The following is a 26,808-nucleotide window of genomic DNA, read 5'->3' on the forward strand; positions in this document are numbered from 1 at the left end:
TAAGTGTGATTGTCTTAGTTGTTTGTAAGAGATCTCTTACAAACAACTAAGCAAAAGTGAACATGAGTTTAGCGATAAATGTTTGAGTAGTGTTAAATTTTACTGGATATAAAGTTTCGCTTTTTTGATGTGGTAAAGTTAACCCACATTAAAAGAGGAAAGATACATGAGAAAAACTCTGTTGCTGGTGGGGTTATTAGTTAGTTCACATGCAATGGCAAATGATCAGGCTTTGTTTAACGTATTGGCGAAAATCGTATATGTAGAGCATGGCATGGGTAAAGCGTGGGTTATTGTTGATGATATACATTGCGATACTCATCAGCACGAAATGCAGTGTGATTATAAAGAAGTGACAGAGCAACGCACAATTAAAGAAGAATTAGCCCAACAGTTAGTGGATACGTTACAGCCTTTCATTAGTCTCGATGATATTGATAATAAAAAACTAAAACAGCTTTCTATTAAAAATGCTAAATGTTTAAAGAAATCAGTACAAAACAGTTCAGGTGAAACAAATGGTGATTATCAATATCAATGTACTATTGAAAAATAAGAAAATACGGTTTAGAACGAAAATTATAAAATAGCGAGCAAAATGCCCGCTATTTTATATTTAAGATTAAATAACTGCCGATGCTAAAGGCGGTTTATAGCCTGTCTTTTTATCAGAAACTATTTGTCCATCTTTGATAGTGATAATGCGTGGCGTTCTTTCCGCTAGGCTGACATCGTGAGTGACGACAATTAAGGTTCTTCCTTGTTGGTGCAAGTCATTAAAAAGTGCTTCAATCTCTGCGCCTGATTTAGAGTCCAATGCCCCCGTTGGTTCATCCGCAAGGATAATTTGTGGATCGTTAACTAAAGCTCTCGCAATTGCCACACGCTGCTTTTGACCACCCGATAATTGATTCGGTTTATGGTGAATACGATCAGCGAGTCCTACTTGGGCTAATAAATCTGCCGCTTTTGCTCGACGTTCTTTTGTTTTTACGCCTCGGTACACGAGAGGTAGCGCAACATTATCTAATGCAGTGGCATATTCTAATAAGTTAAAACTTTGAAAAACAAAACCAATTTTGTGGTTTCTGATTTTTGCAAGTTGGTGGCTTGTCATTGATGATACATCGTTATTATCCAGCAAATATTCGCCAGATGTCGGTTTATCTAAACAACCTAGCATGTTCATCAGGGTCGATTTACCAGAGCCTGAAGGGCCAAGTATTGATAAAAACTCACCAGAATGAATAGTGAGAGAGACATTATCTAATGCTTTAACTAAATTATTTTCTTCGCCATAGAACTTACAAATATGATTAAGCTCAACTAAAGCTGTGTGTGCCGGAGAGGTACCCAATGTATTTGTCATTTTATTCACTTTGTAATGCCTCTAATGGCGTAATACTTGCGGCTTTATTCGCTGGGAACCAAGCTGCAAGAATACCAACCAGAATTAATGCAGAAATTACGATTAACATAACGGACAGTGACAACTCAGGTTTAGGGCTGCCCAAACGAGCATAAAAACCCGAATCTGAAATAGGGATTGCGTCAATGATGCTGACAAGGCCAAGCGTCATTAATAACCCGATAAAACCACCCATAGCCATCGTCATCATAGCTTGCACAATATAATGTAAACGAATATGGCTAGGCGTTGCTCCTACTGCCATCCGAACTCCAATATCACGTGTTGCGCGTTTTACACTGGCGTACATGACATTTGCAATACCTATTCCCGCAACGCCTAATGTTACAAAGCCAATAATGCCTAAGAAACTCTGTAGCCCGAGTAAAAATGAACGCATGGTTTCTTGCTGTAGCAGCATGTCATCCGTTTGAATTAACTGTTCATCAGCAATATCCGCGTTGTATTTTCGTGCAATTACTTGCCGTATAGTTTTGGCCAATTGTTCACGGTTGGCGTTGGGTTGAGGTTCTACATTAATACCTTGGATTGGAGAATTGGGATAAAAGCGTTGCCATGTCGCCAACGGCACCAATATGCTGTATTCAGAGGAAGACCCCGACTCAATGTTACGATCATCTTTTAGTACACCAATTACGGTGAAATCTTCATCACCAATTTTAAATTGTTTACCAACAGGATCGCTGTCGAGTTTTACGTCTTTATCCCAGCTAAACGCAGCTTTGTTAAATAATAGCGCTGCTGTTGTTTTCCCTAAAATAGCGACTTTTCGCTGTTCTTTTGTATCAAGAGGGTTAAACCAGCGGCTACCTGCCATTAATGTTAAATCATTGAGTTTTTTATAATTGTTTTCAACCGCAAGCGGAAACATAAAGGCTTGGCGATCTTTGTAATGCGCACTTTCTTCCCATGTTGCGGTTGCTGAAACCATTTTTACTGTTGGTAATGCTTTAATAAGCTTTTGATCTTCAATGGCTAAATCAAGTGATTTTCCTTTGTAAAAATTACCATAATTAATGGATGCGACACCGGTTGATACATAAATGAGATTGCCGTTTCCACTGGTTGAACTGCGAATTAACCCTTGGCGTAAACCCTCACCAGCTGCGAGCATGGTACTAATACAGACTGTCGACCAAACAATGGCAAGAATAGTAAGACTTAAGCGAAGTTTCTCGGCTGACATTTCATGGAAAATTTGTTTAACAGGAAACATTGTTAGGCCCTCGCACTTAATGCTATCACTGGCGTTAAGTGTGCAGCCCTACGTGCTGGAAAAAATGCAGCTAATAAGGCAAGTACTGCTGTGATCATGAGTGTTAAAACGATAGATGTTGACGTCATTACTGGGTGACCGAGCCAATCGGGTAATGAGAGAAGATTTAAGCATTGAATGATGATGGCAGAAACGGCAATACCGGTGAGAGCTCCCACTGTCACCAATACAGCACCTTCTACCATAAACTGCATCAAAATATGAGTAGGGGTCGCACCAATGGCAAGCCTTACGCCTATTTCGCGGGTTCTTTCTGCTACAGATAAAAACATGATATTAGCAACACCTAATGCACCTACCGCGAGTGTCATTGCACCGCTAGCGCCTAAAAATAGCTGGATACCTCGTAACAGACTGGTGTAGAAATCGGCAAAGCGGCTGTAATCTGGCATTCGTATAGCCTGTTTGTCTTTAGGATCAAATTGGTACTGTTTAGCGAAAAAGCTTTGCATTGCTGTACGTAATGCCATGCCTGAAATACCTTTCGCTGGTTGCACTAACAGATCGGTAGGATTACTTAGCCATAAGTCATTAAATGTTGTACTTGGAATTAAGGCGGCACGTTTAATTCTGGTAAGCCCGCTACTTTCTGTCTTTTTTGAAATACCGATCACTTGAAACGGCACACCATTGATGTTGATGTTGTCGTTCAAACGAATGTTTCCGCGTTTCGCGAGACGCCAGCCTATAATGGCAACACGAGTATGGTTGGCTAAATCACTCGGTGATATTTTACGAGAGCCTAGCACTAAACGTGTGTTATTAAGCGCCAAGAAGTGATTATCAATACCAAAAACATTTCCTTTTAATTGAGTGCCGTCAATATCGGTGACTTGTGCTTTGGCATTCGAATATAAAATAGAGACTTGTTTTATTTGAGGCACCTCAGACAACGCACTTAGCTGCTTTTCCGTTGTCGTGATCTTTCTTCTCGCAGGGTATCCTTGCCACGGTTTGCTCGTTTGTGCAAAAGAGACTTTCTGTGTATCGCTCATCAGCATAGAAAAAGATTTTAAGTTTTCACGATAAAACCCTTCGCCTAATGCGACTAAGACTAAAACTGAAACAATCCCCCAGACTATCGCAATAATGGCCAATGCACTTCTCAACCTATGGGTAAGCAGTGTTTGAACGGTTTGGCTAAGCAGTGTGATCATGGCATTAAGGCCTGAGAAAGCTGAGTAATTGTTTGGTCATTGAGTTGACCTGTTAGCTTTAGCAATTCAATTCGGTTTAACCAGTATTGATAGAGAAGTTGCTGTAAGTCTTCTTTACTTTGATATACCGTATCTTGAACGTTGATAACGTCTAATGCTGTTGTCCCATCAGCGCCAGAATTAAATAAAATTTCTTTAGTTTTAAGTGCCTTTTCATCGGACTTGACTTTTTCTACGCCCATTTCAACGCGTTTCCAATCCAGATCAAGTTGGTTAAAGCGTGTTTTCACATTATTTTCGAGATTAAGTTCGACTTTTCTTAATTGCTGTTTAGCTATTTGTAACTCGAGCTTAGATTGTGAAACTTTGGTTTTAATCGCGCCATTAAGATCAATCGGCACTGAAACACCAAGGTTTGCACTCATCCCTTCGCTATTATTGTCAAAGTTATTACTGTAGCCAACAGAGCCGTTAACAGTAGGGTAGTATCCCGCTTGTGCTTGATCTACCGCGAGTTGCTGACGTTTTACATTTTGTTTCGCAATCAATAATTCAGGGCTGTTATCTTTTGCTTTGTTTAACCATGCTTTTTCATCATTGACGGCCAGTGCTGGTTGGTGAAGATTTTGGCTGTCGATTTCATTGACACGATCAGGTGTTTGGTTGATCACGATAGCGAGTTCAGACTGTTTTTCAACGAGATCTGATTGTCGTTGCAATACAGTAGTCTCAGTGCCAATGACATGCGCTTTAGCATCGTCAATTCCTGTTGACATGATCAAACCGGATTTGTAGCGCTGTTCTGTCAGTGAGAGAAGTTGTTGACTATCTTTACGTTGTTGCTCTGCAATGGTTAGCGAACGTTGAGCTTGTGCTAAAGCGAAATAAGCTTGGATAAGCTCTTCTGCCAGTGTGTTTTTCGCTTGCGTAATCGCGATTTTTGCAATAACTACATCTACTTGTGATTGATCCAATGCAGCCCAGTTTTGACTATTCCAAATCGATTGATTAAGTGAAATATTGTAGCCATTACTGTTGCCACCATCTTTAGTCCAGCCCGTTGTTGCACTCCCTTGAAGGCTAGGAAGTAATGCACTTTTGCTTAGTGATACACCGTATTGACTCTGAGTTTCTTCAAGCTGTTTAATACGGTAATCAGGATTGGTTTGTTTTGCCGCTTTCCATGCTTGATCAATCGTTAATGCGAAGCTTTGAGTGCATACCAAACCCAGTGAAAGACTCAATAGTGTGTTACGCCATAAAGCTGTCATTATAAGCCCTCGACCATGCTAGCATCGATGATACTTTGTTTAGGTTTAATGCCTGATAAGACTTCAACATTAATACCGTCTGATAAGCCTAGCTTCACGGGAATCTCTTTATAGCCTTTCGTTGAGTCATCGGCGATAAGTACAAAAGGATCATTACCTTTAAAATGCAGAGCGCGTTCAGGTACCGTCATTACGTCTGTCGCTTTTTTCAATGTGATATGTGCAGTAGCCGTAAAGCCTGAGCGTAAAGTAATATCTTTAGGAAACTGAATGTCACTGACTTCAACCGCAAAACCATTGTCAAAGCTTTGTGCTTGTTGATTATTATTACTATCGTTGTTTAGTTTTTCTGATTGCACCGCAACTTTCGTGAGTTTTCCCGCTATTTTTAGATCAGGATAAGGCGCAAGGGTTAATTCAACAGGCATTCCCTCTGTTAGTTGGGCTGCATCATGCTCACTCACCGAACCTTTAAAGATGATATTTTTCATATCAGCCATGGTCATAATTTCTGTTGCTGCTTGGTTTGATTCCGTTGAAGTGATCGGTTCACCGACATCGACTTTGACATCTAATACCGTACCGTTAATCGGCGCATAAATAATAGAGGTGAGTTTGGTGGAGCCTGCATCTGATTCGCCTTTACTCATTAGATCAGATTCTTGTTGTTTTTGTTTTAACTCAGCGGTTCTCGATTTCACATCTGCTTGTGCTTGAATATAGGCATCGAAATTAGCGGGAATAATTTTTTGTGCCGCTAAACGTTTTAAATTCGCTAATTTTATTTTGGCTGATTCCAAATCGGCTTTGCTTTTTAATAAGTCAGCATTAACACGAGTCAGATCTTGCGGTGTAGGGTTTGGACGAAGCTTTATAACGGGAGAGCCTGCCTCTACTTTGTCACCTAGATTGACATAAATTTTATCTACTATCCCTTCTATTTGAGATTTAATCTTTACCGCTTGAGCTGGCATGATTTGTCCTACCGCAATGGCTTGTTTCTCAATCGTCGCATTTTTAGCAGTCAGCATGGTGAAATGGTGTTCATCAGAAGAGGGAGCTTTAACTGCATAAATACCTAAGGCAGCAATAGCACTTAGGGTTGCAACGACAATCCAGCGTTTTTTCATAGTAATACTCTAACGGTGTAAATCGAAAAAAGGAATCTAAGTAAGACAACTATGAATAGCAGAATTCATAATTACAATGGTTAAATTTTAAATAGATATAAATTAAAAGTGTTATTTAACTGTCAAGTTATTTTTAGAGCAATAAAAAGGAAAACGATTGTTAACTAGAAAAGAACACATTGTCATTTAGCGGCAGGAGCAATATGTATAAATAGGCGTTAACCTTCCTATCAACTGATTATATTGTGCTTAGTTCTGAATTTAATTTTTTATTGTGATTATTTTACGTATAGGTTTATGTATTCACAGCTGATGATGGAATATTTTCTCCGGCTTATTAAAATATTGACATAACCGAATAAATGTAACCTGCCTTCTTTTTTTTTGATAATTAATGGATTAAACCACTGATTCTCTGTCTTGTATTAGATTAATGTTTTAATTTTATTCTTTTCTGGATTTAGGTTTTGGAATTTATGTTCTTTTTGGCTTATTTGATTGAAATTAAACACTTTAGCAATATATTATAATGTTAGTTAACGAGTTATTAACATGGATAGAGGCGAGGGTGTTTAATGGAGATAGAAAATAAATTCTTAATCGAAGCTTTCCAAGTACCGTCAAAGGTAGCAGCGAAAGTTGCTCCATTCTTTGACTTGCTCCCCCCTGACAAGTACATCAACAGCGATCATCGATTTCGTGCTTACGCGCGTTTTCAGTTTGAAAATGGAAGCATCATTAAACTTCCCCATTCAAAATTTAAACAGTCATCTCAAGTTAACCGGGTGCTCGGTGACGTTGAGCGAGACTTTTCTGATATATCACAAGACATGGTAAATACCGTTGAATTTCAGCATCTTTTGAAATCATTTATGGAACGCACTGGGGCTATAGATGATCACTCAGTTGTGGATGTTCACCAAATTCGTGTTACTTGCGACCATGATGCTGCAAGTGCACCTGCGCCAGAAGGAATACACCAAGATGGCTTTCGGTATGTTGGTATTTTCTGTGTTCAAAGAAAAAATATCTCAGGCGGATATACGCAAATCTTTGCTTCTCCAGTAGAGCAGCATCCACATATGAATACAGTGCTTGAAGAAAACCAATTTGTAATACTCAATGACGAACGCTTTTATCATTACATATCTGAAACATTATCCAATATTGAAGGGCAAAAAGGAGTAAGAGATGTCTTCGTCTTTACCGCTTAGTCAGCATGTAGATCTTCTACGTAAACAATTTCCAGCGTTAAATTGTGAGGTTGATGGTCGTCAAGCTATCTATTTTGATGGTCCAGGAGGTGCACAACAACCGCTTAGCGTGATAGAGAGTTATGGTAATTATCTTAAGCAGGGTAATACTAACCTCGGCGGTCATTTTTCTGTCAGTCGTAAAACGGTAGAGCTTGTCGATACATGTCGTGAGAAAGCGGCAGCACTTTTTGGCGCAGAGAAAAAAGAAGAAATTATCTTTGGGGCTAATATGACCTCGATGACTTTCCATTTTAGCCGTGCGATAAGTAACGATTGGAAAGAAGGTGATGAGATCATACTGAGTACTGCAGATCATGGTTCAAATCGCTCATCATGGGCGATGGCTGCTCAAGATAAAGGGGTAAAAGTTCATTATATTCCTATCTTGGATAATACTTGCCAACTTGACCTTGAAGCGTTTGAACGCCTACTAAATGATAAAACCCGACTTATTGCTGTGACTGCAGCGAGTAATCTTTCGGGTACGTTAGTCGATATTGAAAAAATAACCCGTCTTGGTAAAGCCAATGGCAGTGTCGTTTATATTGATGCCGTGCATCTTTTACCCCATAAAATCATTAACGTTGCTTCTTTAGGCGCTGACTTTGTTGCAGGCTCTGCCTACAAGTTCTTCGGCCCTCACCTTGGTGTCTTGTACGGTCGCCAACAGGCGTTAGAGTATTACTCTCCTTATAAGGTGGAGCCTGCTCCTTCATACTCACCGAATTGCTGGGAAACAGGAACGCTAAATTTTGAGGCGTTATCGGCATTCTCTTCGACAATTGATTACTTAGCGTCTTTAGGACACGGAAGGTGTTTACGAGAACAATTAGAGAGTGGTTATGAGAACATTGGCAATTACGAGAGTTTTCTCGCGAGCAAGTTCCTGACACGTTTGAAAGACTACCCTTCAATTGAATTGTTTGGCGAGCCTAGTATTAATAATAGAACGGCAACGTTTGCACTGCGCTTTGGTGAGTTGAACCCAACAGAGGTAGCCGCTCATTTAGGAGAGCAGGAGATTTACACCTGGAGTGGTCATCTTTACGCTGATATGTTGACAGATGCACTTAAAATAACAAAAAAGGGTGGGATCTTACGTGTCGGTTTAATGCATTATAATACCGAAGAAGAAATCGAACGTTTTTTCAATGCCCTTGATCAGATACTTTAACGATTGAGTAATTTTTAATGAGAGGCCTTACTTTTCAATGAGTAATGTCTTCGTGTTATTGATACTTGATTGGGTTGCGATTTAATTATCTGTAAATTAAATAAGTTAAAAATGGAGGATGAAACATTCCCATTTTTAATGTGTCGCAGCCTTATTGACGCCATGTGTAACGATTTAAGCTCTCCATTGCTTTTACTCGTTATCAATCATGAGTGACACTTATTTTTCCTAGCTGAACAGCTAATCTCATCTTAAACGCAATCATATAAAAACTACAGCTTGAAATGCTGTGCTTTCGAGTCTTTAAAGTGGCACTAAAGACCATGACTTGAAATGCACTCTTAATGCTAAGTGGCTCCCTACAATCGCCATGAAAGCAAAAACTTAACGTGAAAAGGTCCTGAGAAAAAATGAGTCCAGAAAAGCACTTCCGAGAATGGCAAACGAGTCAAACTTACGCCGAATCTATTGCTCCTGTTTTAGGCCAACTGTACCGTCAAAAAGGTGTTGAAGTTATACTTTTTGGTAAAACATTAGTTAATGCGACAACAATCGACATCATCAAAGCTCACCGTGTTGCCAAGCGTTACATTGGTTGTTCACTTACAGTTGAACAAACGCAACCAATTATTCAGCATCTTATTAAGATGGATTTGTCACCTTGTCGTATTGATGTCGGGCGCCTCGCATATACATTTTGGGAGAGTAATGTAGATACACATGGGCTGGATGATTTCTTGCAAACAGCATTGAAAGATTCACTTGAAGATGATCCAATGACAGAGCCTCGTGATGTGGTGCTGTATGGTTTTGGTCGTATAGGTCGTTTATTAACTCGATTATTAGTTGAAAAGAGTGGGCCCGGTTATCCATTAAGATTACGTGCTATTGTGGTGCGGGGTGGAAAAGACGGTGACTTAGAAAAACGCGCCAGTTTATTACGTCGAGACTCTGTGCATGGTCAGTTTAATGGCAGTATAGTCATCGATCATGAACGTAAAGTCATCATTGTGAATGGTAACTACATTCAAGTGATTTATGCCAATAAACCGCAAGATGTCGATTACTCCACTTTCGGTATTAAGGACGCCTTAGTTGTTGATAATACAGGTGTGTGGCGCGATACTGAAGGGCTTAGCCAGCACCTTGTTTGTAGAGGTGCCAAAAAGGTGTTGTTGACCGCCCCAGGTAAAGGAGAAATAAAGAACGTTGTATTCGGTGTAAATGAAGATGTTATTGACCGTGAAGACACGATAATTTCTGCTGCAAGTTGCACGACAAATGCGATTACTCCGGTATTAAAGGCAGTACATGATAAGTTTGGTGTATTGTTTGGTCATATTGAAACAGTACATTCATTTACTAATGACCAAAATCTGATAGATAATTTCCACACCGGAGATCGTCGTGGCCGTGCTGCTTCATTGAACATGGTGCTGACATCAACCGGTGCTGCTAAAGCAGTGGCAAAAGCCATGCCTGAAATGGCAGGTAAATTAACAGGCAACGCGATTCGTGTTCCAACCCCAAATGTATCAATGGCGGTAATGAATCTTCAATTAGAGCAAAGTACCGATAAAGAAGCGTTGAACGCTTATTTACGAGAAATGGCGCTCTCTTCAACGTTATCTGCACAAATTGATTTTACTGACTCGACAGAAGTTGTCTCGACAGATTTAGTTGGTTCGCGTTATTCGGGAGTGGTTGATGGTGTTGCGACCATTGCACAAGATAATCGTGCCGTTTTGTATATTTGGTATGACAATGAGTTTGGTTATAGCTGTCAGGTTGTGCATTGCATGGAGCAGATGATGGGAGTGCGTTATAAAACATATCCTTACGTTTAATGAATAGTTTTCTTAAATCGATCTTAAAATAATAAAGATACCAGTAAAAATATAATGGTTTCACTTGCCTCTTTTTATGAAGAGGATTGCCACTTAGCGCTACTCCCCATAGTTCTGAGTGGCTTTTATTGACGAAAGAAAACAGTGAAACAACGCTTTATCGATAAAATCTGGATGAATAAAGCGCTGCGAGTCTTACATAGATAATTGCACCTAATGATTTATAACCCCATGTATGCCATGAGTTCACTCTTGATACGATTATATTCTCGATTCGTTACTTTTTGTGCTTGATAGTCGGTAGATTCTGCCTGCCCATCTTCTGCGACTTCAATTTCAAGAAAAGGTAGTTCATTGCTATTGGTCATTAGGTACAAAGCACGATTACCATCAATTTTATAGTCAAGATCAAAAGCAACAATCGTTTCCATATTGATATAGACAGTATTTATTTTAAGCGCTTTTTTCATCACATCACCTCATCCCTTTAAAATCAATATTTAAGCATTAGAATAAGCATATTCTCGATTATTTCTTCTGTCTTTATTGAGTTATGCAAACATACCTTTTGCTATTGCATAATCGTCTATACGTAAATGATAAGGGGATTTTTGTTACATGAAGATGTGTCGTACTTCGCCTTTATTTGTATTCGAAAAGAAAGACAAGATAAGAAGTTATAATATGAGTAATTTATTATTAAGTTGAACGAATGCAAAAATTTAATATAAGTCGAATAAACACTGATTTTGGAATATTTAACGTTATAGGCACTTACAATAAAAAATGTAAAGAGCTAAAGGTAAGTCAGTTATACCAGATGGGGACTGATGGTTGGTTTGAACTGGATATTAATAGATCTCCATCTGTTGTTGAAAAATTAGAGTCTTTAATAATAAACCACATTAATTAAAGAACTTTATATTGCTTTATAATTGGTGGGTATTATTTATATCTGGTTTGGGTTTATGGACTTGGTTTAGACTTTAAATCATTAATATCACAAGTATTCAAAAAGGGTTAGCAGTGATGATGTCAATATTATGGATGATGGGTGCACTTTGCTCGTTTTGTTTAATAGCGATTGGTGCTAGAGAGTTATCTGGTGATATCACCACAGCTCAGTTAATGGCACTGCGTAGTATAATTGGGTTAGGTATTATTAGTGCTATTATCTTATATTATCAAGATAAGCGTTTATTTCAGACACAACGCTTGCGGTTACACGTATTTCGCAATGTATTCCACTTTGCTGGTCAATATGGCTGGTTATTAGGGTTAACATTATTACCCTTGGCAGAAGTTTTTGCGATTGAGTTTACCGTACCTATTTGGACTGCAATTATTGCCACGTTGTTCTTAAACGAACGCTTTACCTCAAAGCGTTTGTTTTCCTTAGTGCTGGGTTTCATTGGCGTACTTATCATTGTTCAGCCCGGTATTAAAATCATTAATAGTGCTTCGCTAATCGTACTAGGGGCGGCGATGTGTTATGCCGTATCTCATGCTTCAACTAAATTGCTTTCTACTTCAGATAAGCCATTAACTATTCTATTTTTCATGTGTTTAGTACAACTTCCGTTTGGGTTAATACTGGCTTACCAAGGTTGGCAATCACCCAATATCTTTGCGTGGGGTTGGATTGTTTTAGTGTCTGTTTCAGCACTATTAGCCCATTTCTGTATGACCAAAGCAATGCAATTTGCTGATGTAACCTTAGTGGTTATGATGGACTTTTTGCGCTTGCCTTTAATCGCGATTGTAGGGTTTTATGTTTATGAGGAAGGGATTGATTGGACTCTCTTCTTAGGTGCCAGTTTTATGCTGGTGGGTAATTTAATGAATGTGAGTTCACCTAGAAAAGAAATGGTGAATAGTTAATGTTGTCGTTATTCGCATCGTTGGGTTATTACGTATTTCTTATTTTTAGTGGGTTATTATTTCTGATTTTGGCGCCGTCTACATTGGTCTATGCAGATGCTCATAAGATGTTGTTAATGATGACAATATGCTCCTGTATTATTCTTTGGTTACTGTTTTTTTATTTTCTCGTAACGAATGATACCTTTAGAGAAATCGCATTTACACGTATAACAAGGAAAGGAAATAAAATATTTAGTATTGCGCCAGCATTCATTTTCTTTATTATAACACCGCTCTTTATTTATATTTTTTATATAAAATTGATCCCTAGTGTAATAACGGCCTTTCCTAATAATATTGCGTATCAAACTGTCGTTATTAAAGATCTTTCACAAGATAGAAGCATGCAATGGTGTATTGAGCCTGAAGAGTTTACACAGTTCATGAATGATAGTATTTGTGAGATTCCCTCTGAAGTTGGGAGTAAATTATCATTAAATGATCGCGTTATTTTAGTGGGGAGAAAAACAGATCTTAGTTTTGGCTATTATGCGATGGTCGTGACGAAACCTGAATTAGACACTCCCATTAAGTATCACTTTTAACAGCTTTGATTTGAGGATAGAGCAAGGCAATGTCGTTTTTACAAAAATTTAAATGCGACCTATTGGTTGAATTGAGTGTTAAACAGTTATCTGTTCAGGTATTTGGAACGGGTGAAAGGGCGGATTTATCTCCTTATATTGCGATTGAAGGTAAGAAAAAGAATGTACTAGCGGTAGGAGATAACGCAAAACATTTATCAGGTTCAAATATTACAGTAATTAATCCGTTTGATCATAAACGCTCGTTTGTCGGTGATTTTGCATGCGCTGAAAAGCTGCTGCAATATGCTGTCCGAGAAGTATTAGGTAATAACAAGTTCTCAATAAGCCCACGTATTGTGATACATCAATTGGAAAAAGTAGACGGTGGTCTCACTGATATTGAAGAGCGGGTGTTAAAAGAATTAGCAATGGGAGCTGGGGCAAGGCAGGTTTTAGTTTACAATCACTCGGTTCGCATTCATGCTCAGCAAACCTCTTATGCAGCGTTGAAAAAACAAATAGGCTCGTAGTTTTATAGTGCCATTAATTTTTGTTGCGTGGTTTTATCCAGTTTTTCTAATGCATAGCGAAAAGCCGTACGGGTCATCGCGCTGCGGTGCTGAGTTAAGTATTTAATCACAGTTTCAGGTTCGTGTTTAGACAGTACTTTTAGCATCCAACCGTATCCTTTTTGCACCAAGTAGTGCTCATCATTCTGGAGTAAATTCGCCACGGTTAACGGGGATAAGTCGCTGTAGTCTTTTTTGTTCATTGGATAAATCAGGATCACCGCCATAGCACGACGAACAGCAAAGTTATCATGGTTTACCCACGGTAAAATTTTAGGAAATAGTGCTTTATATTTCAGTAGCAATTCACCAAAAGCATGGGTACAAAAATCATCACAATCGTTCCAGTCAGTTACGTAAGTAAATAGCCAATGTTGGAAAGTTGTAAAGGTTTCAGGAGTGTATTGCTTCCTCATTTTAAATGCCCAATCGTAAGCAATAATACTACAAGCCCAATCACGCTGTTTTAGCAATGTTTCACACACTGATAAAGTTGAATCAATATCTTGGATTTCTAATTGTTTAAAAAGCGCAGCAGAAAGGGCCCGAACCTGACTGGTTTTAATCGCTTTGGCGGGATAGCCTATTTCTGAAAGGGCATTTTTAACGGTTGATATGATCGTCATGGCGTCCTGCTTGTTGGCATTTATTGTAAATCATTTTAAGGGTATTGTTGCCAATGGTATTCCATTTGATGTGCCACTTGTTCTGCAAGCACTAAGCTGTGTAATTTTGATACGAGGTATAAGCTCATATCTATTCCTGCTGATATACCTCCGGATGTTATATATTTTCCATCACAAACCCATCTCTTGTTATCTATGACATTTAGTTCAGGGAAGGTTTCGATTAAAATTGGGATGTCCTCCCAGTGGGTTGTGACAAACAAATGGCTAAGCAATTGGGCTTGTGCGAGTAAAAAGACGCCAGTGCAAACAGAAACAACGTGAGTTGCTGTTGTATCAATATGCTTTATCCATGCTAATACTTCTGTTTTATTCATTTCTTCAGTGTGAATACCACCGACAACGATGAGAACATCTATATGCGGGTGATCGTTGAAGCTGTAATGTGGTAGTACTTGGAAGCCACCTCGTGCTGTCACTGGATCAGACGTTTCAGCAATGAGGAATATATTCCAATCTTTTGCATGTAAGCGCTTAGCGGTACTAAAAACTTCAAAAGGCCCAGAAAAGTCGAGAACTTCTGCATTGTCGTAAATATAAATACCGATATTCATTTTTGCTCCATGCATGAATGAACTTAAATGAGAAAGGAACAGATATAACGTTTAGTAGGGCTATCATATCGCGCAACATTACTGGAGGTAAGAGAGAAGATTGTGATGAGTGATACATTTTTGAATGTTTTAATAAAACAATGAATGACTCTGTTATTGAGTGGTTATTTGTAACGAAGTATTGGGATAGCTGAATTAGAATAATTAATGAAGTGTTAGCATAATCGAAATCATTATTTTTAACACTTCATGCTCGGTACTTAATCAGTATTTAGTTAGTGACTTGACCAATAAAAATAAATACAGCAATAACCGTTGGCATATAAGCGTATTTGAGAATTTGTTTTAATTTAAAGCTTGTTAAACGTGGTGCAAAGAGACTAAATAAAATGCTTACGTTACATAGCAGAAAAAGTCCGTATGTTTTAATGGTAACGTCGTGTGTTTTTAATAACTTAATTTGTGCGAGGATTAATACCACATTAAGAATGATGCTAAAGATGCGTGCAATATTAAACTGTGCAAGTTGCATATCATTCGTTGAATTATCTCGCTCAGTTTTATCAACAGTGTCTACTGGTTGGTTCATGAATGTACATTCCTGAATGATGATGTTTAAAAGGGCAAAAAAGCCCAACAATGGCATGATAATCAGCCATATTATTTCGATATTTTAACTAAAGAGAAAATTTGTGACACCCCTAATTATAGCTAATTTTGCAATATCAGGTTGGAAAATTAATCGCTATTACATTGGTTATTCAGATTAATGTTTAAGTTTCTCTTTTTCTGTGTTTTTTATGTTAATCATGAAGCTGTTAAAGTGCGTCATTAATGGTATTCAAAAGGTTGTAAAAGAGGCAGCGAAGAAAAAGTTCTTCTAATAATGGATTCGCAAAATCAGATTCTTTTCTATACCAATTCGCGAGGCTTAAACTTGATTGAATGTAATTAGCAACAAGATCATGTTCTAACCCATTCTCATTTTGATGAATAAGAAAGAGATCTTCTGCTTTATAAAATGATCGGTATAAAAAAGTGGTTTCAGTCATTATCCGCATCTCGATATGAATCTTACTGATAACTATTATCATCTTTGTTGATCTTGCTTATTGTTATGTTATAACATAACCAAAAGGCAGCGAGGGAGAGTAATAATGAAAGAAGGTATACACCCAGAATATCGAACGGTGGCTTTTCATGACACAGGTGCAGATAAGTACATAATGGTTGGTTCAACAATACAAACGTCAAGAACGGTTGAACTAGAGGGAGAAATATATCCTTATGTCACGTTAGATGTTTCTATGCACTCTCATCCGTTTTACACCGGTAAGCAGAAGATGACGAAACGTGATGGGCGTGTTGCTCGATTTAATAAACAGTTTGCGATGACAGGGCTAAAAGGGGAATAACGATGCAGGTATTAAGCTCATTAAAAAGTGCAAAGCAGCGAAGTAAGGATTGCCAAGTCGTTAAGCGCCGTGGACGCCTTTATGTTATTTGTAAATCAAATCCAAGATTTAAAGCAGTACAAGGCAAGGTAAAGAAGAAAAAGTAAGATAGCAATAGTGAAAGGATGAATCCCAACCGGCTAGGTATCATCATATTAAAATAATATATTGCATATGAAGCCCATTACAAACGTGATGGGCTTTTTGTTTATTATCGACGTTGACAACTGGTACATCCGCGACAAGCTTGTCTTGTTGATTTATCTAATAATGAACGTTGTACACGACAGTAGGCATTTTTCAATGCTCGGCGGCCTGAAAACCAATCATCAGGCTTTTCCATGATCAAATAACCACCAAAGCGCTTTACTAACGCCTCACGATTGGCATTGATAAATTGGCTGTCGTAGCTAATCTCAAAGTAATCAAGTGCCTGCTCTATAGCAGTGAAATCTTTAATAGTTGTGAGAATATCTGGTTTGGTCATGGTGTTGTCTCTATTTATTGAAAGCGCAAGGTAGCACAAAGGGAAGTAAGGTATTTTGATTTTGATCTGTATATTAGGTTGTTAATAAATTGTTTGTTTTTTAATTGTTTTTAACTATTGTGGAGAGTGAAAAGAAAAGGAGACTGAAATGGAATTATTTACGACCTACCTAACAGAATTAATAGCCGTTGTTACTATCACGGTTTTAACCATTATTACACCGGGACCTGACTTTCTGATTGTGGTTAGAAATAGTCTCGTTCATTCAACGCGTTCTGGTATTCTCACTGCATTAGGTGTTGCTGCTGCGATTTGGGTACATACTTTTTATACCTTAGCAGGGATTGGCGTATTGCTTTCTCAATCTATTGTTCTCTTTTCTATCGTTAAATACCTTGGTGCGGCCTATCTGCTTTATATTGGTTATAAAAGTCTAAAAAGCACAGCGAAGACAACATTAGAGAATAGTGATCTTAAAAAGAAGGATGTTAGTGCTATTGCAGCTTTTAAAATGGGTTTTTTAAACAATATGTTAAACCCTAAAGCAACGTTATTCTTCTTGAGTTTATTCACTCAGTTAGTTAGTGCGTCGACACCTATCGCTATTCAAATTACCTATGGTGCGATTGTGTCATTTACCTGTTTTGTTTGGTTTTCTATGGTCGCAATTTTCTTAAACCGCAGTTACATTAAAAATGCTTTCTTATCAGCTCAGCAGTATATTGAAAAAGTCATGGGTGTGGTGTTAATGGCATTAGGCGCGAAGGTTGCTTTATCTAGCTCTAATTAATCTTATGATTTATTGATAGTAAAAAGCGATCTAACGATCGCTTTTTTGTTCGTATTAAAAATAAAAGCTCAGCAAGTGTTAGTTAAAAATAATATTTGGAGTGGAGGATATTAAGACTATTGTATTCAACCCATAAGAGGTTATTCGCGTCTAAAGTGTAGCTGTGTTCAATCTAATTGGTATTTAGCTGAAGTAATAAATTGACCAAAAGATTCACACCACACGATCACTGTATCGTATTCAGTGATATTAATATTCTGAGGCACATTGACAACGAAATTATTAAAGGTTTTCACGTTTCCTACCAACACCATATTGGCTTTTTCTTGGTTAAATTCTGTTTCGGTTTCTACAAATTTAGGTGATAGGTATAGTTTATAATCAGGCCCTGGTGCGAGTTTTCCCATTAAGGTTATTTTTGTTGGTGAGATTGAAACTTTACCTTCGCCCCAATGGAGAAAGTCGCTACCAGCTAATCCTTTTGTGAACTCACCAGAATACTGGGCTTGCTTCGAAATGCGAGAGACTTCAGATTGTGTTGGTGCCGTTGGCGCAGTCAAAATAGGCAGTAAATAGATCCCTAGGGCAACACCGAATGCACCGGCAAGTAAGTGAGTGATAAAAAGTGTAATTGTCTTTTTGATAGTCATAAGTCTACCTGCGTTTAAACAATAGGTTTTTATAGGTATTGCTTAAAAATATTATAAATTCAAATTCTTAATGCTTTATTTCTAATAAATATACAAAAAGCCCATTACGAACTATCGTGATGGGCTTTACTTATTGTTATCGGTTAGCCAATAACAAATTACACACATAGAGTTATGTGTTGCTGTTTGTTTTTAAAGTTAGCGCTTTTGAATGATTAAAAATCTGCGATTCAAGTGATAAATACAAAAACGCCCTAGTGAGTAGGGCGTTGAAGTGAATAGAAAGTGAGTTAGACGGCAATGCTGTTAGGTTGTAAGTATTGCTGCCAAGCGGCTTGGTATAAATGTAATGACTCTTGACGTAGTTTTTTAATTTTCTTCTCTTCAAACTCTGTCAGGGGGCGTTTTTGATGCAGAGCTAAACGTTCAATTTTCTGAATTTGTTCGTAAATATCATGCTCTTTACCATTTTTCACATCAGAAATATCTTTTAAGTGAAGTTGTACTTCGGCAATGATTTTACTTTGTGGCAGTTCAACTAATACATTCAAATCACGGTAACCAGAAGCTGTTGGTTTTTTAAAGCGGTTTTTAACACCTACAATGGTCGCTTCTTTGCTTAGTAGTTCAAAAGATTGCACTAACGATGAAACATCGTTAGCAACGAGAGAAGCACGCGCGATATCCGTAATTTTATTCGTTTGACCATTTAGCTCTGTTTCAATTTTATGTTGTGCGCGTGCCATTGACTTAACGGCAGGAACTAATGCTTCAGTTGATGAAACTAGGCTAATGCTACGCATAAGATGTGCTAATTCAACTTGTGCTTGAGTTGATGCTTGGTACAAGGTAGTAAAGTCATCATACGGTTGTGCAATGTTATTATTTTTCCAAGATTGAATGCTATATAAACCACTTAAATCACGTTGAAATGACTTCCGGCTTGCTTGAGATAAACGGGTTGGTGATGGTTGGTCAGAGATTGTGTATGCAGGCGCAACAGCGGGTGCTGCAACCACAGAACGGCTAAGCATACAGAACAGAATAAAGCTTGTACGTAGAACAGATTTTACATCCATTAAGCAACTCCCAACGATATTGTCCTTCAATATCAAACACACAAAAAGAGTATTTAAAAGTGTTGTGTAGTTTGTTGGCGCTTGGTTTTACTTTCTGATCTGATGTTAGCAATATAGCCTGAATGGGAGGTAAACTCTGTGTCAATATTCATAAAACGATAAAAAAACCGCATAAAAATGCGGTTCTGATCACATTGTTGTATGTTGTTTTATTAGCTGGCTAGATTGAAATGCTGAGTATAAGCTTGCCACGCTTTTGCATATAGTGCCTGGGATTTTTCCTGTAAGCGTTTGATTTGCATTTTTTCAATATCATCTAGCGCTCGACGTTTAATTATCGAAATACGCTCGATGTTTTGAATGGCTTCATAGATATCATGCTCTTCACCATTTTTAATTTCTGCAATGGCTTCAAGGTGTAGTTGAATTTCAGCGATAAGCCCACTATTGCTTAACCGAATTAACACTTTGATATCGCGATAGCCAGATACTGCAGGGGAATCAAAACGGTTCTTCACTCTAACAATATCGCTATATTGAGCTAGGTAGTAATAAGCTTTCACTAAATCGCTAATGTTTGTTGCGACAACACTTCCTCGTACAACATCGGTTAGCTTATTTACGTTACCGAGTAACTCTGTGGCTATTTTCTTCTCAGCACGTTTTTGGTTTTTAATTCCTGGTAAAAAAGCCTGAGAATGGCTAGCGAGTGCGGCGGATTCTAATAGCATATTTAGCTCTTGTTGAGCTGGGTACGCGTGCTGGTATAACTTCTCTAACTGATTATAAGGCTGTGTAATATTATGCTGACGCCAGCTAGGAATTTGCTGTAGCTCTTTGATAGAATGCGGTGAATTGAATAATACACTCGTTTTATTAATGAGCTTAAAATTATGACTATTTTTTGAATGTTGAAACATCGCATCAGCAATTGTGTCATTGCTAACCGCAGAAGGTAGTAGACGATGAGTACGAGCGACAGTGTGAACAACCATTTTTTACTCCTTTAGCACAGCGCACTAGCAAATGGCAGCTAAGTCTGTGATTTATTCCTGAACGTCCTGTTCTGGCGCTAAAGATAATACTTTATTTTGAAAAGTGGTAATAAAAATGTTTATTTTTTTTAACGATAATCCAACATTGTGAGAAGGGTCATAAAACCATACTTATTGAGAGGTTAATTATGCTTTCAATGAGGGGGATAAGTTACTTTTGTTGTTTGAAGTTTGTTCAATGTGAAATTTTATAGTGTTTAATCGTAGGGATAGTAAGTAATGCAGGAAAATCTATTAATTGGCTTTATCGTTATTTGGGTTGCACTGGTTGTGGGTAGTGTAATGATATTTCAACGCGGTAAGGATGTAGCAAAAAAGCGTAAATTATGGCCAATTTATACCGTGTTTAGTAACGTCGTGATTGGCGGGTTCATTATTTATATGCAACCACCAATGGTATGGTTAGTTGCGATTCTAGTGTTATTGGTGCCATTAACATTGTTGACTATTCGTTCTACCAAGTTTTGTGATAGCTGTGGGCAGGCAACTCGCTCACCATTTTTTATGAAGCCGCCGCAGAAATGTAGTCATTGTAATAAGCCGTTAAGTTAATTTTTCAATTATTATATTAAGCAAGCCATCATCGTATTGTTCTAAGTTGATAGAGAGTAATTATCGTGATGGCTTGTTTGTGATTAAGCTTTAGCTGTTAACGGGAATGTATCAAACTGAATGCCAGACCAACCGTATTTAATAAAATGACGAATATTTTGGTGGTCGTTGTTTTCAGGATGTTCTAACACATCTTGACGGTAATATTGACCAAAACAAGCTAGCGTTTCTTGTTCTGATAGTTGATTTAATTGCGCAAAAGCAAAAATCTTACATGAACCTTCATTTGTTCCTGCATCATTCTTTAACGTATCGTCTTTTAAACCATTGTAAAATGTGGTGGCTTGGTAATCGTAATGTTCAGTGATCACTGCCATAACGTGTGCAAATTCAACGATGGTTGGATTTTGTTTAATGGTTTGAAGTAGTGCGTCCATTTACGTTTTTCTCCTATAAAAAAGGCCAGAATAACTCTGACCTTAGTATTGTAAATTCGTCCAGCGATTAACGCTGTTTTTTTGCTTGGTTCTTTAGCTCGTAATCTAACTCGTCAGGGTAGATCACTAAACCCTCTTGATCTTGAATTGGAAATACAACGATTGCCAGTTCGTCATCTTCAAGGCCATGTGTCCAACGGCTATGCCATTTGTTTAATGAAATAGCTTCTGCTTTACAATTATCCCACTCACCAGTTGCCCATGCTTCTGCAAACTCTTTATTTGGCCATACTGGTACACAGTCTTCATCGTCGGTATTAAGCATTACACAACCGTGTTCATCGATAAGGATCCAAATTTCACGGTTAGCGACAACTTCTTTAACTAAATGCTTGTAACGCTTTTCGGCATCAAAACCTTGGATTGTTTCAATTGCTGTTGCATCTAATGGCGTAGACATGGGTGTATTACCTTGGTAGTTATGTCGATTGATTGTAAGAATAAATCAAAATAGAACAGAGATCTTGTTTTATCCTACTGATTATTACAATTTTATGGGGTTTTATTAGATTGTCATGCAAGATGAAATAATAAAGGGATTTATCTATATAGCACAAGGAGCCTGTGTTGTTTACTTACCGTTCTATTGCAACCACTGTGTCATTATCATTACTACTCTCTGGGTGTAATTGGGTTTATTGGGATGAAGATTTTGAGAGCTATCATGATCTTTCGTCATCGAATCCTTACCCGTTTCATCAAGTTGATATTTATCAGCCGGATAGCGGTGTAGGGCGCAATGACATAACAGTACTTAATAGCGGTATTGCAGCATTACAAACCCGTATTGATATGATCCGACGTGCTCATAAAACGATAGAGGTGGAATACTTTATTTTCTCGCCCGATATGAGTGGGAAAATAATCGTGCAAGAATTAGTGTCAGCAGCAAAGCGAGGAGTAAAAGTACGGGTATTAATTGATAAGTCTGCCACCGTATTTGAGTTTGATGAATACTACGCCGATGGTTTGAAAGATCATGGTATTGATGTTCGTTATTATAATGCCGCACCGCTGTATTATATTTCTACGATAAACTTTCGTAATCATCGTAAATTGTTGGTGGTTGATGGTAAAGAAGCGGTAACGGGTGGACGAAATATCGAAAATGATTATTTTGATCTTTCAGAACAATATAACTTTCTTGATCGCGATCTGCATGTATCAGGGTCTATTGTTAAAGCGATGCAAGATTCTTTTAATGCGTTTTTTGAACATGATATCAGTGAACGTTATCACTCTCCTGAAGTACCTAACAATCGTATTGAATTGCAAAAATACGAGCGTAAACAGGAAGCCGTTCAAGCCTTTCTTGCTCACACAGAAATTGAAGAGGCGACAAGAGCAAGAATAGAAGCCATCGCAAGACCGATTTTAATGGAGAAAAAGACGTATTTATGTCCTGAAACGACATTTACTTCAGACGCACCAGGAGGATCATTCTGGACGCGATTTAAAGATCCGTATAGTGATAATTATCGTTTTTTACGTAAAACTATTTTCGATAAAGTGATGACAGTCGATAACAGTTTAATATTGGCCTCTCCTTATTTACTGAATAATCGAAAATCAGAGCATTTAATGCAAATATTACTCGATAAAAATATCGATATGACGTTATACACCAATTCTTTATCCTCAACCGATGCCACTTATGTAGCGGCACAACTCTATAGTCATGTTTATGATTGGCAAGCTAAGGGAATGCATATCTATCTCCATGCTGGCGAATGGCTAAATGAAACGGCATCAGTGAGTAAAGCGGTGGAAAATGCAAGGTGGGGAATGCATTCAAAAACACAAATTTATAAACGCAATAGTGATGCTCAAAATGAAGTGATGGTGGGGACGTACAATATTGATAACCGTTCTAATCACTATAATACTGAAATGGGACTTTTTTGTCGTGGCAACGATCAGCTTGTCGCTGAAATTGAGGAGAGTATTCGTTCACGAGCAAAGAATGGATACCAAATCGTAGGGAATGAACAGGCAATAGATAGTCAAAATAACCCAGTTAATGTTTATGGATCTGGTGAGCCTGATACAACAAAAATGAAATTTATGTGGTTGCCGTCATGGCTGTTTAATTTCTTATTATAATAAGAATGTAAATATAGTTATACAATACAACATAATTAATTAGATATTTAAAATGGATTTATCTCTTGTATTTATTTGTCAAAAAAAGAATCAGATAAAAATATAACATCATAAAAACAGTTATAATTAATAAATAAGATGATGAATTAGATATAATAATGTATTTTTTGCATTTTGGTATGCAAAATAAATAGTATATATTTTATTTATTTAGCGGTATTAATACGAGGCATATTATTCATTTGTTGCCTATATTATAAAAAAGAGGGGAATCAACGATATTATAAAGGTGGCTTCAATGCTAGCACAGTGTGATAAGAAAACGTTCAAAGCTAAACTCGTTGCTATTGGCTGTACTTATGAACCTTGGATTGCGTTATTAGAACAAACTGGATGGAAAACACATTGTTGTTATGACCTTCGTACTGCTGATGCCATCTTGGAAGAATATAGTCCTTGCATTTGTATTGTCGATCTTAGTAATAATGATTTTAGTTTAAATAGCATTTCTTTAAGGGCAAATAAAACCAAGCAAGTAAAATGGATTGCTGTAATTAAGAAAGAACAGCTTGGTATGGATGCTATTTGTCAATTTATAAATAATTATTGTGTTGATTATTTTTCAATTCCCATTCCATCGACGCATCTATTGGAAACTGTCGGCCATCAATTAGGCATGTTAGAAATTGAATCTAATTCTTGGACAGATGCTCAGCAAGATGTCGGTTTATTTGGTGAATCTAAATCAATTAAGCATTTGAGAGATATGGTTCGGCGTGTTGCAATGACAGACGTTAATATTTTTATTAGCGGTGAGCAAGGAACCGGAAAAGATCTTATTGCGAATTCTATCCATAATTTAAGTAAACGAAGAAATGACAGTTTTACTATGATCAATTGCGCATCAGTTATGGACGATGATGAGCAAATAGCCTTTTTAAATTCAGACGGTGAACATGTATCTGAAAACACGATAAAAGCGGGTACGGTTTTACTTAATGGTATTGAAGAACTGTCTAAAAACTTGCAACAGAAGCTTCTCGCTTATTTACAAAAACCGACTAATGACTCTTTAGAAGATACCAGAGAGTGTGATGTTCGTGTTATTGCCTGCTCTAGTGCTAATTTAGAACAAGCAATTGCGAATGAAACATTCAGTAAAGAGTTATTTTACCGACTTAATGTTTTCCATATTTCAGTACCAACGTTACGTGAAAGAGGTGCTGATATTATTGCTTTAGCTGAATATTTCTTACATAAGTATTCAAGCGAATATAACACCATTGCAACTCAGTATAATGAAGAAGCAAAGCAGTTACTTCTCCGTTATAACTGGCCGGGTAATGTACGAGAGCTAATAAATCAAGTTAAACGCGTTTCGTTATTAACAGATGGTAATGAAGTGGGTGTTGAACACTTCGACTTACCTAAGAAAATTAATATGAAGCAAAGTTTACGTAATATTAAAGATGAGGCAGAAAAAGACGTACTGGTTGCTGTATTAGAAACTCACCGTGGTCAAGTAGCATCAGCTGCAAAAGATCTTGGTGTTTCAAGAGCAACAATGTACCGCTTGTTGAATAAACATAATATTGTACCTGATGTACGTTACTACAATGGCTCCAATTACGCGACAGAATAAAATTTGATGAACAATACCCACTTATTTAACACTTTCTCGTAGGGTGTCGGTAAGTGGGCTTTTCTTTGACTGTAGTTTACAACTTAATAAGTCATGAAGAAATAAACGGTGTAAAACTGAGGCTAAAGATAACTGGACAGTGATCACTCAATTGGTAAGTTGATACTTGCTCGAAGGAATAAGGTACCTGCTGGATAGATGAGATAGTAAAATGTTCACTACTAAAACCATGGTCAATTAATTCTTTATAACGACGATAATAGGTTTTATTCTTCTTTCTTCTTTTTGTTAAACAGTTACCTTTAACATTATGAGTAAGCCATTTTAAAGAACCTTGCTGATTATTATTGGAGAAAAAGTAAGTTTTGTTATTTGTTGTATTAAGAGATATACGATGATTAAAATCGCCAACTAAGATAAAAGGCTGCCTTTTCACTTCTTGCTGTTCTATCCATTGTTGGATTAATGTTCGTTGTAAATTCAGTGTGCGACAGGATTTTTTACGGTTGTTCTTTAGCTGTTTAGGAGTAAAGCAACCTGATTTTAAGTGTACATTCACAACGATAATATCATGCTGATTAAGATTGACTTTAATTGCTGAACCATAACGTAACTTTTGTGGGTAATACGGCTTGTTTCCTAATGCTATAGCGGGAGAGCTCAACGTGGTTATATCTGGGTGTTCTTTAACGGTAAGGTGTTTTTTAACGGCAAAACCAGTGAATTGGTTGATCCCATTAAAAACGTCGTCTTTGTTTTTGACTCTTGATGATATGTATATTTGATACTGGTCTTTAGGAACAATGCGATGAAGGCTTGAGGCACTATCGACTTCTTGAAAGGCGAGAATATCGGGTTGGTGAGTAAGAAAAATTTGCTTTAATACTTGGTAGTCTTTTGCTGTTCGTTGTATGTCGTTTTTGGGATGATCTGCTAGCCATTGAAAATTCCACGTCATTAACGTTAATGAGTGTGCATGACAAATATTAGCGAGTATGAATTGAATCGCAAAAAAGAATAAATACGGGATTATGTTCTCCTTATTTTAGGTTAATTTTTTAGCCTTATTATAATATTTATGATGAAAATTCAGTTTCACTATTCTTGGTAAACATAGTTTTCTGGAGTGAGTTATCACACCACTTGAAAGCTATTCTTAATATCGTATGCAGTGTGTTATCTCAAACAAAAATCATGAGTTATAACTTTTGTGGCATCTTACTGTCAGCTTTGTTTTAGAAAGGAATCTAAGGTGGAAATACTACTGCTTGAACCCGAAGTTTCGTGGGGGAAATTTAAGATCCTTGCGTGGTTTGCTGCTTTATCTATTGTATTGGTCTATGTTGTGCTGCGTGTAGAAGCATACATGAAATTTAAGTCATTAACCGTTAAAAGCATTGTGTTTAAGTGCTCTTTTCTACCTGTATTATTTTTAACAGTAGGCTATTTAGAGCATTTAGATCGATTTTATAGTTTTGCGATTCAACCTAATGGCAATGTTATTTTGAACTATGTCTTTCCTGAAGGGAAAAAGGTAGCGCTTGAGCCAGAAAAGGCATGGATATCTCATGATCGTGCTGGCTGCGCTGTGTATATCAAAGCGCAAGCAGAACACTATAAAAGTGTAATGTCGATACGAGTATCTAAATGTCGGCAAGCCGTTGACGCAATATGACCAAAATAGCCACAGATGGTTATTA

General features: G+C 37.5%; 31 protein-coding genes. 14 read left to right on the forward strand and 17 right to left on the reverse strand.

Going from position 1 to position 26,808, the window contains the following annotated elements; all coding sequences use genetic code 11:
- Positions 1-166 precede the first annotated feature (166 nt).
- Positions 167-556 (forward strand): hypothetical protein, encoded by a 390-nt coding sequence (locus C9J41_RS06665; protein ID WP_105061977.1) that lies wholly within the window; start codon positions 167-169, stop codon positions 554-556.
- Positions 557-622: 66 nt separating this feature from the next.
- Here C9J41_RS06665 and C9J41_RS06670 read toward each other — a convergent pair whose 3' ends face one another.
- The 5 genes from C9J41_RS06670 to C9J41_RS06690 are packed head-to-tail and all read right to left on the reverse strand — an operon-like array spanning position 623 to position 6,263.
- Positions 623-1,369: an ABC transporter ATP-binding protein gene (locus C9J41_RS06670; RefSeq protein WP_233217781.1), complete on the reverse strand. Its 747-nt coding sequence runs from the start codon at positions 1,367-1,369 to the stop codon at positions 623-625.
- A 1-nt stretch (position 1,370) separates the two neighbouring features.
- Positions 1,371-2,645 carry an ABC transporter permease gene (locus tag C9J41_RS06675; RefSeq protein WP_107207543.1) on the reverse strand — a complete coding sequence of 425 codons (1,275 nt, stop codon included), beginning with the start codon at positions 2,643-2,645 and terminating at the stop codon, positions 1,371-1,373.
- Positions 2,646-2,647: 2 nt separating this feature from the next.
- A complete protein-coding gene (locus tag C9J41_RS06680) occupies positions 2,648-3,862 on the reverse strand; it encodes an ABC transporter permease (protein ID WP_107246148.1) in 1,215 nt (404 codons plus the stop codon).
- The gene (locus C9J41_RS06685) at positions 3,859-5,133 is read right to left on the reverse strand and encodes a TolC family protein (protein ID WP_107207545.1); all 1,275 of its coding nucleotides are present in this window, start codon (positions 5,131-5,133) and stop codon (positions 3,859-3,861) included. Before C9J41_RS06685 ends, C9J41_RS06680 begins: the two co-directional genes overlap by 4 nt.
- Positions 5,133-6,263, reverse strand: coding sequence for an efflux RND transporter periplasmic adaptor subunit (locus tag C9J41_RS06690; RefSeq protein WP_107207546.1), 1,131 nt, complete (start codon positions 6,261-6,263; stop codon positions 5,133-5,135). The genes C9J41_RS06685 and C9J41_RS06690 overlap by 1 nt, the downstream gene beginning before the upstream one ends.
- Positions 6,264-6,838: 575 nt before the next feature.
- On the opposite strand from C9J41_RS06690, the gene C9J41_RS06695 reads away from it, so the two are divergent.
- The 3 genes from C9J41_RS06695 to C9J41_RS06705 all read left to right on the forward strand — a co-directional run bounded on the left by C9J41_RS06695 (position 6,839) and on the right by C9J41_RS06705 (position 10,540).
- Complete coding sequence (locus tag C9J41_RS06695; protein ID WP_107207547.1) at positions 6,839-7,477, forward strand: 2OG-Fe dioxygenase family protein; 639 nt, start codon at positions 6,839-6,841, stop codon at positions 7,475-7,477.
- Positions 7,455-8,693, forward strand: a complete 1,239-nt coding sequence (locus tag C9J41_RS06700) for a cysteine desulfurase-like protein (protein WP_107207548.1) — start codon at positions 7,455-7,457, stop codon at positions 8,691-8,693. The genes C9J41_RS06695 and C9J41_RS06700 overlap by 23 nt, the downstream gene beginning before the upstream one ends.
- Positions 8,694-9,103: 410 nt before the next feature.
- Positions 9,104-10,540, forward strand: coding sequence for a glyceraldehyde-3-phosphate dehydrogenase (locus C9J41_RS06705; RefSeq protein ID WP_107246146.1), 1,437 nt, complete (start codon positions 9,104-9,106; stop codon positions 10,538-10,540).
- A gap of 221 nt (positions 10,541-10,761) precedes the next feature.
- Here the strand turns inward: C9J41_RS06705 and C9J41_RS06710 are convergent, their stop codons facing one another.
- Positions 10,762-11,010, reverse strand: a complete 249-nt coding sequence (locus C9J41_RS06710; RefSeq protein ID WP_105061985.1) for a hypothetical protein — start codon at positions 11,008-11,010, stop codon at positions 10,762-10,764.
- Positions 11,011-11,569: 559 nt separating this feature from the next.
- Between C9J41_RS06710 and C9J41_RS06720 the strand changes: the two genes are divergently transcribed.
- The 3 genes from C9J41_RS06720 (at position 11,570) to C9J41_RS06730 (ending at position 13,520) form a co-directional block, all read left to right on the forward strand.
- Complete coding sequence (locus C9J41_RS06720) at positions 11,570-12,421, forward strand: DMT family transporter (protein WP_107287927.1); 852 nt, start codon at positions 11,570-11,572, stop codon at positions 12,419-12,421.
- Positions 12,422-12,537: 116 nt separating this feature from the next.
- A complete protein-coding gene (locus tag C9J41_RS06725; RefSeq protein WP_233220392.1) occupies positions 12,538-13,008 on the forward strand; it encodes a hypothetical protein in 471 nt (156 codons plus the stop codon).
- Between the two features lie 29 nt (positions 13,009-13,037).
- Positions 13,038-13,520, forward strand: coding sequence for a rod shape-determining protein (locus C9J41_RS06730; RefSeq protein WP_107294372.1), 483 nt, complete (start codon positions 13,038-13,040; stop codon positions 13,518-13,520).
- Positions 13,521-13,522: 2 nt separating this feature from the next.
- On the opposite strand, the gene C9J41_RS06735 is transcribed toward C9J41_RS06730, so the two are convergent.
- The 4 genes from C9J41_RS06735 to C9J41_RS06750 all read right to left on the reverse strand — a co-directional run bounded on the left by C9J41_RS06735 (position 13,523) and on the right by C9J41_RS06750 (position 15,851).
- The gene (locus tag C9J41_RS06735) at positions 13,523-14,209 is read right to left on the reverse strand and encodes a DNA alkylation repair protein (protein WP_304590120.1); all 687 of its coding nucleotides are present in this window, start codon (positions 14,207-14,209) and stop codon (positions 13,523-13,525) included.
- 11 nt (positions 14,210-14,220) lie between these two features.
- A complete protein-coding gene (locus C9J41_RS06740) occupies positions 14,221-14,799 on the reverse strand; it encodes a DJ-1/PfpI family protein (RefSeq protein WP_107291144.1) in 579 nt (192 codons plus the stop codon).
- 271 nt (positions 14,800-15,070) lie between these two features.
- On the reverse strand, positions 15,071-15,388 hold the full coding sequence (locus C9J41_RS06745; protein WP_107207556.1) for a fumarate hydratase: 318 nt from the start codon (positions 15,386-15,388) through the stop codon (positions 15,071-15,073).
- A gap of 229 nt (positions 15,389-15,617) precedes the next feature.
- A complete protein-coding gene (locus C9J41_RS06750; RefSeq protein WP_233219108.1) occupies positions 15,618-15,851 on the reverse strand; it encodes a hypothetical protein in 234 nt (77 codons plus the stop codon).
- 105 nt (positions 15,852-15,956) lie between these two features.
- Between C9J41_RS06750 and C9J41_RS06755 the strand changes: the two genes are divergently transcribed.
- A complete protein-coding gene (locus tag C9J41_RS06755; protein ID WP_107261129.1) occupies positions 15,957-16,214 on the forward strand; it encodes a type B 50S ribosomal protein L31 in 258 nt (85 codons plus the stop codon).
- A 2-nt stretch (positions 16,215-16,216) separates the two neighbouring features.
- Positions 16,217-16,360 carry a type B 50S ribosomal protein L36 gene (gene ykgO / locus C9J41_RS06760; RefSeq protein WP_023934641.1) on the forward strand — a complete coding sequence of 48 codons (144 nt, stop codon included), beginning with the start codon at positions 16,217-16,219 and terminating at the stop codon, positions 16,358-16,360.
- Between the two features lie 104 nt (positions 16,361-16,464).
- Here ykgO and C9J41_RS06765 read toward each other — a convergent pair whose 3' ends face one another.
- A complete protein-coding gene (locus C9J41_RS06765) occupies positions 16,465-16,740 on the reverse strand; it encodes a nitrogenase-stabilizing/protective protein NifW (RefSeq protein ID WP_107207557.1) in 276 nt (91 codons plus the stop codon).
- A 148-nt stretch (positions 16,741-16,888) separates the two neighbouring features.
- Between C9J41_RS06765 and C9J41_RS06770 the strand changes: the two genes are divergently transcribed.
- Positions 16,889-17,530 carry a LysE family translocator gene (locus tag C9J41_RS06770; RefSeq protein WP_107207558.1) on the forward strand — a complete coding sequence of 214 codons (642 nt, stop codon included), beginning with the start codon at positions 16,889-16,891 and terminating at the stop codon, positions 17,528-17,530.
- A gap of 167 nt (positions 17,531-17,697) precedes the next feature.
- Here C9J41_RS06770 and C9J41_RS06775 read toward each other — a convergent pair whose 3' ends face one another.
- The 3 genes from C9J41_RS06775 to C9J41_RS06785 form a co-directional block, all read right to left on the reverse strand.
- Positions 17,698-18,180 carry a DM13 domain-containing protein gene (locus C9J41_RS06775; protein WP_107294373.1) on the reverse strand — a complete coding sequence of 161 codons (483 nt, stop codon included), beginning with the start codon at positions 18,178-18,180 and terminating at the stop codon, positions 17,698-17,700.
- A 290-nt stretch (positions 18,181-18,470) separates the two neighbouring features.
- Positions 18,471-19,259, reverse strand: coding sequence for a phosphoribosylglycinamide formyltransferase (locus C9J41_RS06780; protein ID WP_107246133.1), 789 nt, complete (start codon positions 19,257-19,259; stop codon positions 18,471-18,473).
- A 212-nt stretch (positions 19,260-19,471) separates the two neighbouring features.
- Positions 19,472-20,254, reverse strand: a complete 783-nt coding sequence (locus tag C9J41_RS06785; RefSeq protein ID WP_107207561.1) for a phosphoribosylglycinamide formyltransferase — start codon at positions 20,252-20,254, stop codon at positions 19,472-19,474.
- Between the two features lie 279 nt (positions 20,255-20,533).
- On the opposite strand from C9J41_RS06785, the gene C9J41_RS06790 reads away from it, so the two are divergent.
- Positions 20,534-20,866 (forward strand): hypothetical protein, encoded by a 333-nt coding sequence (locus C9J41_RS06790; protein WP_107294374.1) that lies wholly within the window; start codon positions 20,534-20,536, stop codon positions 20,864-20,866.
- Between the two features lie 83 nt (positions 20,867-20,949).
- On the opposite strand, the gene C9J41_RS06795 is transcribed toward C9J41_RS06790, so the two are convergent.
- Both C9J41_RS06795 and C9J41_RS06800 read right to left on the reverse strand, forming a co-directional pair.
- Positions 20,950-21,303, reverse strand: a complete 354-nt coding sequence (locus C9J41_RS06795; RefSeq protein WP_107207563.1) for a HopJ type III effector protein — start codon at positions 21,301-21,303, stop codon at positions 20,950-20,952.
- Positions 21,304-21,370: 67 nt separating this feature from the next.
- Entirely contained in the window at positions 21,371-21,763 is a 393-nt protein-coding gene (locus tag C9J41_RS06800; protein ID WP_005365846.1) for a DUF2750 domain-containing protein, read from the reverse strand.
- Between the two features lie 164 nt (positions 21,764-21,927).
- Here C9J41_RS06800 and C9J41_RS06805 point away from each other — a divergent pair, with 164 nt between their 5' ends.
- The gene (locus C9J41_RS06805) at positions 21,928-23,466 is read left to right on the forward strand and encodes a phospholipase D family protein (protein ID WP_233220393.1); all 1,539 of its coding nucleotides are present in this window, start codon (positions 21,928-21,930) and stop codon (positions 23,464-23,466) included.
- Between the two features lie 298 nt (positions 23,467-23,764).
- Positions 23,765-25,108: a sigma-54 dependent transcriptional regulator gene (locus C9J41_RS06810; protein WP_107207565.1), complete on the forward strand. Its 1,344-nt coding sequence runs from the start codon at positions 23,765-23,767 to the stop codon at positions 25,106-25,108.
- A gap of 91 nt (positions 25,109-25,199) precedes the next feature.
- On the opposite strand, the gene C9J41_RS06815 is transcribed toward C9J41_RS06810, so the two are convergent.
- Positions 25,200-26,066, reverse strand: coding sequence for an endonuclease/exonuclease/phosphatase family protein (locus C9J41_RS06815; protein ID WP_107246130.1), 867 nt, complete (start codon positions 26,064-26,066; stop codon positions 25,200-25,202).
- 294 nt (positions 26,067-26,360) lie between these two features.
- Between C9J41_RS06815 and C9J41_RS06820 the strand changes: the two genes are divergently transcribed.
- Positions 26,361-26,783 carry a hypothetical protein gene (locus C9J41_RS06820; protein ID WP_107207567.1) on the forward strand — a complete coding sequence of 141 codons (423 nt, stop codon included), beginning with the start codon at positions 26,361-26,363 and terminating at the stop codon, positions 26,781-26,783.
- The last annotated feature ends 25 nt before the right edge of the window (positions 26,784-26,808 follow it).

This window comes from Photobacterium sp. GB-50, assembly GCF_003026755.1.
Lineage (GTDB): Bacteria > Pseudomonadota > Gammaproteobacteria > Enterobacterales > Vibrionaceae > Photobacterium.

Bases quoted from the DNA above. Each gene is read 5' to 3' on its own strand.
- C9J41_RS06705 (WP_107246146.1), top strand. From the start codon at position 9,104: ATGAGTCCAGAAAAGCACTTCCGAGAATGGCAAACGAGTCAAACTTAC.
- C9J41_RS06815 (WP_107246130.1), bottom strand. From the start codon at position 26,066: ATGACGTGGAATTTTCAATGGCTAGCAGATCATCCCAAAAACGACATA.
- C9J41_RS06770 (WP_107207558.1), top strand. From the start codon at position 16,889: ATGGAATTATTTACGACCTACCTAACAGAATTAATAGCCGTTGTTACT.
- C9J41_RS06665 (WP_105061977.1), top strand. From the start codon at position 167: ATGAGAAAAACTCTGTTGCTGGTGGGGTTATTAGTTAGTTCACATGCA.
- C9J41_RS06695 (WP_107207547.1), top strand. From the start codon at position 6,839: ATGGAGATAGAAAATAAATTCTTAATCGAAGCTTTCCAAGTACCGTCA.
- C9J41_RS06745 (WP_107207556.1), bottom strand. From the start codon at position 15,388: ATGAACCAACCAGTAGACACTGTTGATAAAACTGAGCGAGATAATTCA.
- C9J41_RS06795 (WP_107207563.1), bottom strand. From the start codon at position 21,303: ATGGACGCACTACTTCAAACCATTAAACAAAATCCAACCATCGTTGAA.
- C9J41_RS06775 (WP_107294373.1), bottom strand. From the start codon at position 18,180: ATGACTATCAAAAAGACAATTACACTTTTTATCACTCACTTACTTGCC.
- C9J41_RS06750 (WP_233219108.1), bottom strand. From the start codon at position 15,851: ATGACTGAAACCACTTTTTTATACCGATCATTTTATAAAGCAGAAGAT.
- C9J41_RS06765 (WP_107207557.1), bottom strand. From the start codon at position 16,740: ATGACCAAACCAGATATTCTCACAACTATTAAAGATTTCACTGCTATA.
- C9J41_RS06685 (WP_107207545.1), bottom strand. From the start codon at position 5,133: ATGACAGCTTTATGGCGTAACACACTATTGAGTCTTTCACTGGGTTTG.
- ykgO (WP_023934641.1), top strand. From the start codon at position 16,217: ATGCAGGTATTAAGCTCATTAAAAAGTGCAAAGCAGCGAAGTAAGGAT.
- C9J41_RS06675 (WP_107207543.1), bottom strand. From the start codon at position 2,645: ATGTTTCCTGTTAAACAAATTTTCCATGAAATGTCAGCCGAGAAACTT.
- C9J41_RS06800 (WP_005365846.1), bottom strand. From the start codon at position 21,763: ATGTCTACGCCATTAGATGCAACAGCAATTGAAACAATCCAAGGTTTT.
- C9J41_RS06730 (WP_107294372.1), top strand. From the start codon at position 13,038: ATGTCGTTTTTACAAAAATTTAAATGCGACCTATTGGTTGAATTGAGT.
- C9J41_RS06680 (WP_107246148.1), bottom strand. From the start codon at position 3,862: ATGATCACACTGCTTAGCCAAACCGTTCAAACACTGCTTACCCATAGG.
- C9J41_RS06785 (WP_107207561.1), bottom strand. From the start codon at position 20,254: ATGGTTGTTCACACTGTCGCTCGTACTCATCGTCTACTACCTTCTGCG.
- C9J41_RS06720 (WP_107287927.1), top strand. From the start codon at position 11,570: ATGATGTCAATATTATGGATGATGGGTGCACTTTGCTCGTTTTGTTTA.
- C9J41_RS06690 (WP_107207546.1), bottom strand. From the start codon at position 6,263: ATGAAAAAACGCTGGATTGTCGTTGCAACCCTAAGTGCTATTGCTGCC.
- C9J41_RS06780 (WP_107246133.1), bottom strand. From the start codon at position 19,259: ATGGATGTAAAATCTGTTCTACGTACAAGCTTTATTCTGTTCTGTATG.
- C9J41_RS06700 (WP_107207548.1), top strand. From the start codon at position 7,455: ATGTCTTCGTCTTTACCGCTTAGTCAGCATGTAGATCTTCTACGTAAA.
- C9J41_RS06810 (WP_107207565.1), top strand. From the start codon at position 23,765: ATGCTAGCACAGTGTGATAAGAAAACGTTCAAAGCTAAACTCGTTGCT.
- C9J41_RS06755 (WP_107261129.1), top strand. From the start codon at position 15,957: ATGAAAGAAGGTATACACCCAGAATATCGAACGGTGGCTTTTCATGAC.
- C9J41_RS06740 (WP_107291144.1), bottom strand. From the start codon at position 14,799: ATGAATATCGGTATTTATATTTACGACAATGCAGAAGTTCTCGACTTT.
- C9J41_RS06710 (WP_105061985.1), bottom strand. From the start codon at position 11,010: ATGAAAAAAGCGCTTAAAATAAATACTGTCTATATCAATATGGAAACG.
- C9J41_RS06725 (WP_233220392.1), top strand. From the start codon at position 12,538: ATGATGACAATATGCTCCTGTATTATTCTTTGGTTACTGTTTTTTTAT.
- C9J41_RS06670 (WP_233217781.1), bottom strand. From the start codon at position 1,369: ATGACAAATACATTGGGTACCTCTCCGGCACACACAGCTTTAGTTGAG.
- C9J41_RS06790 (WP_107294374.1), top strand. From the start codon at position 20,534: ATGCAGGAAAATCTATTAATTGGCTTTATCGTTATTTGGGTTGCACTG.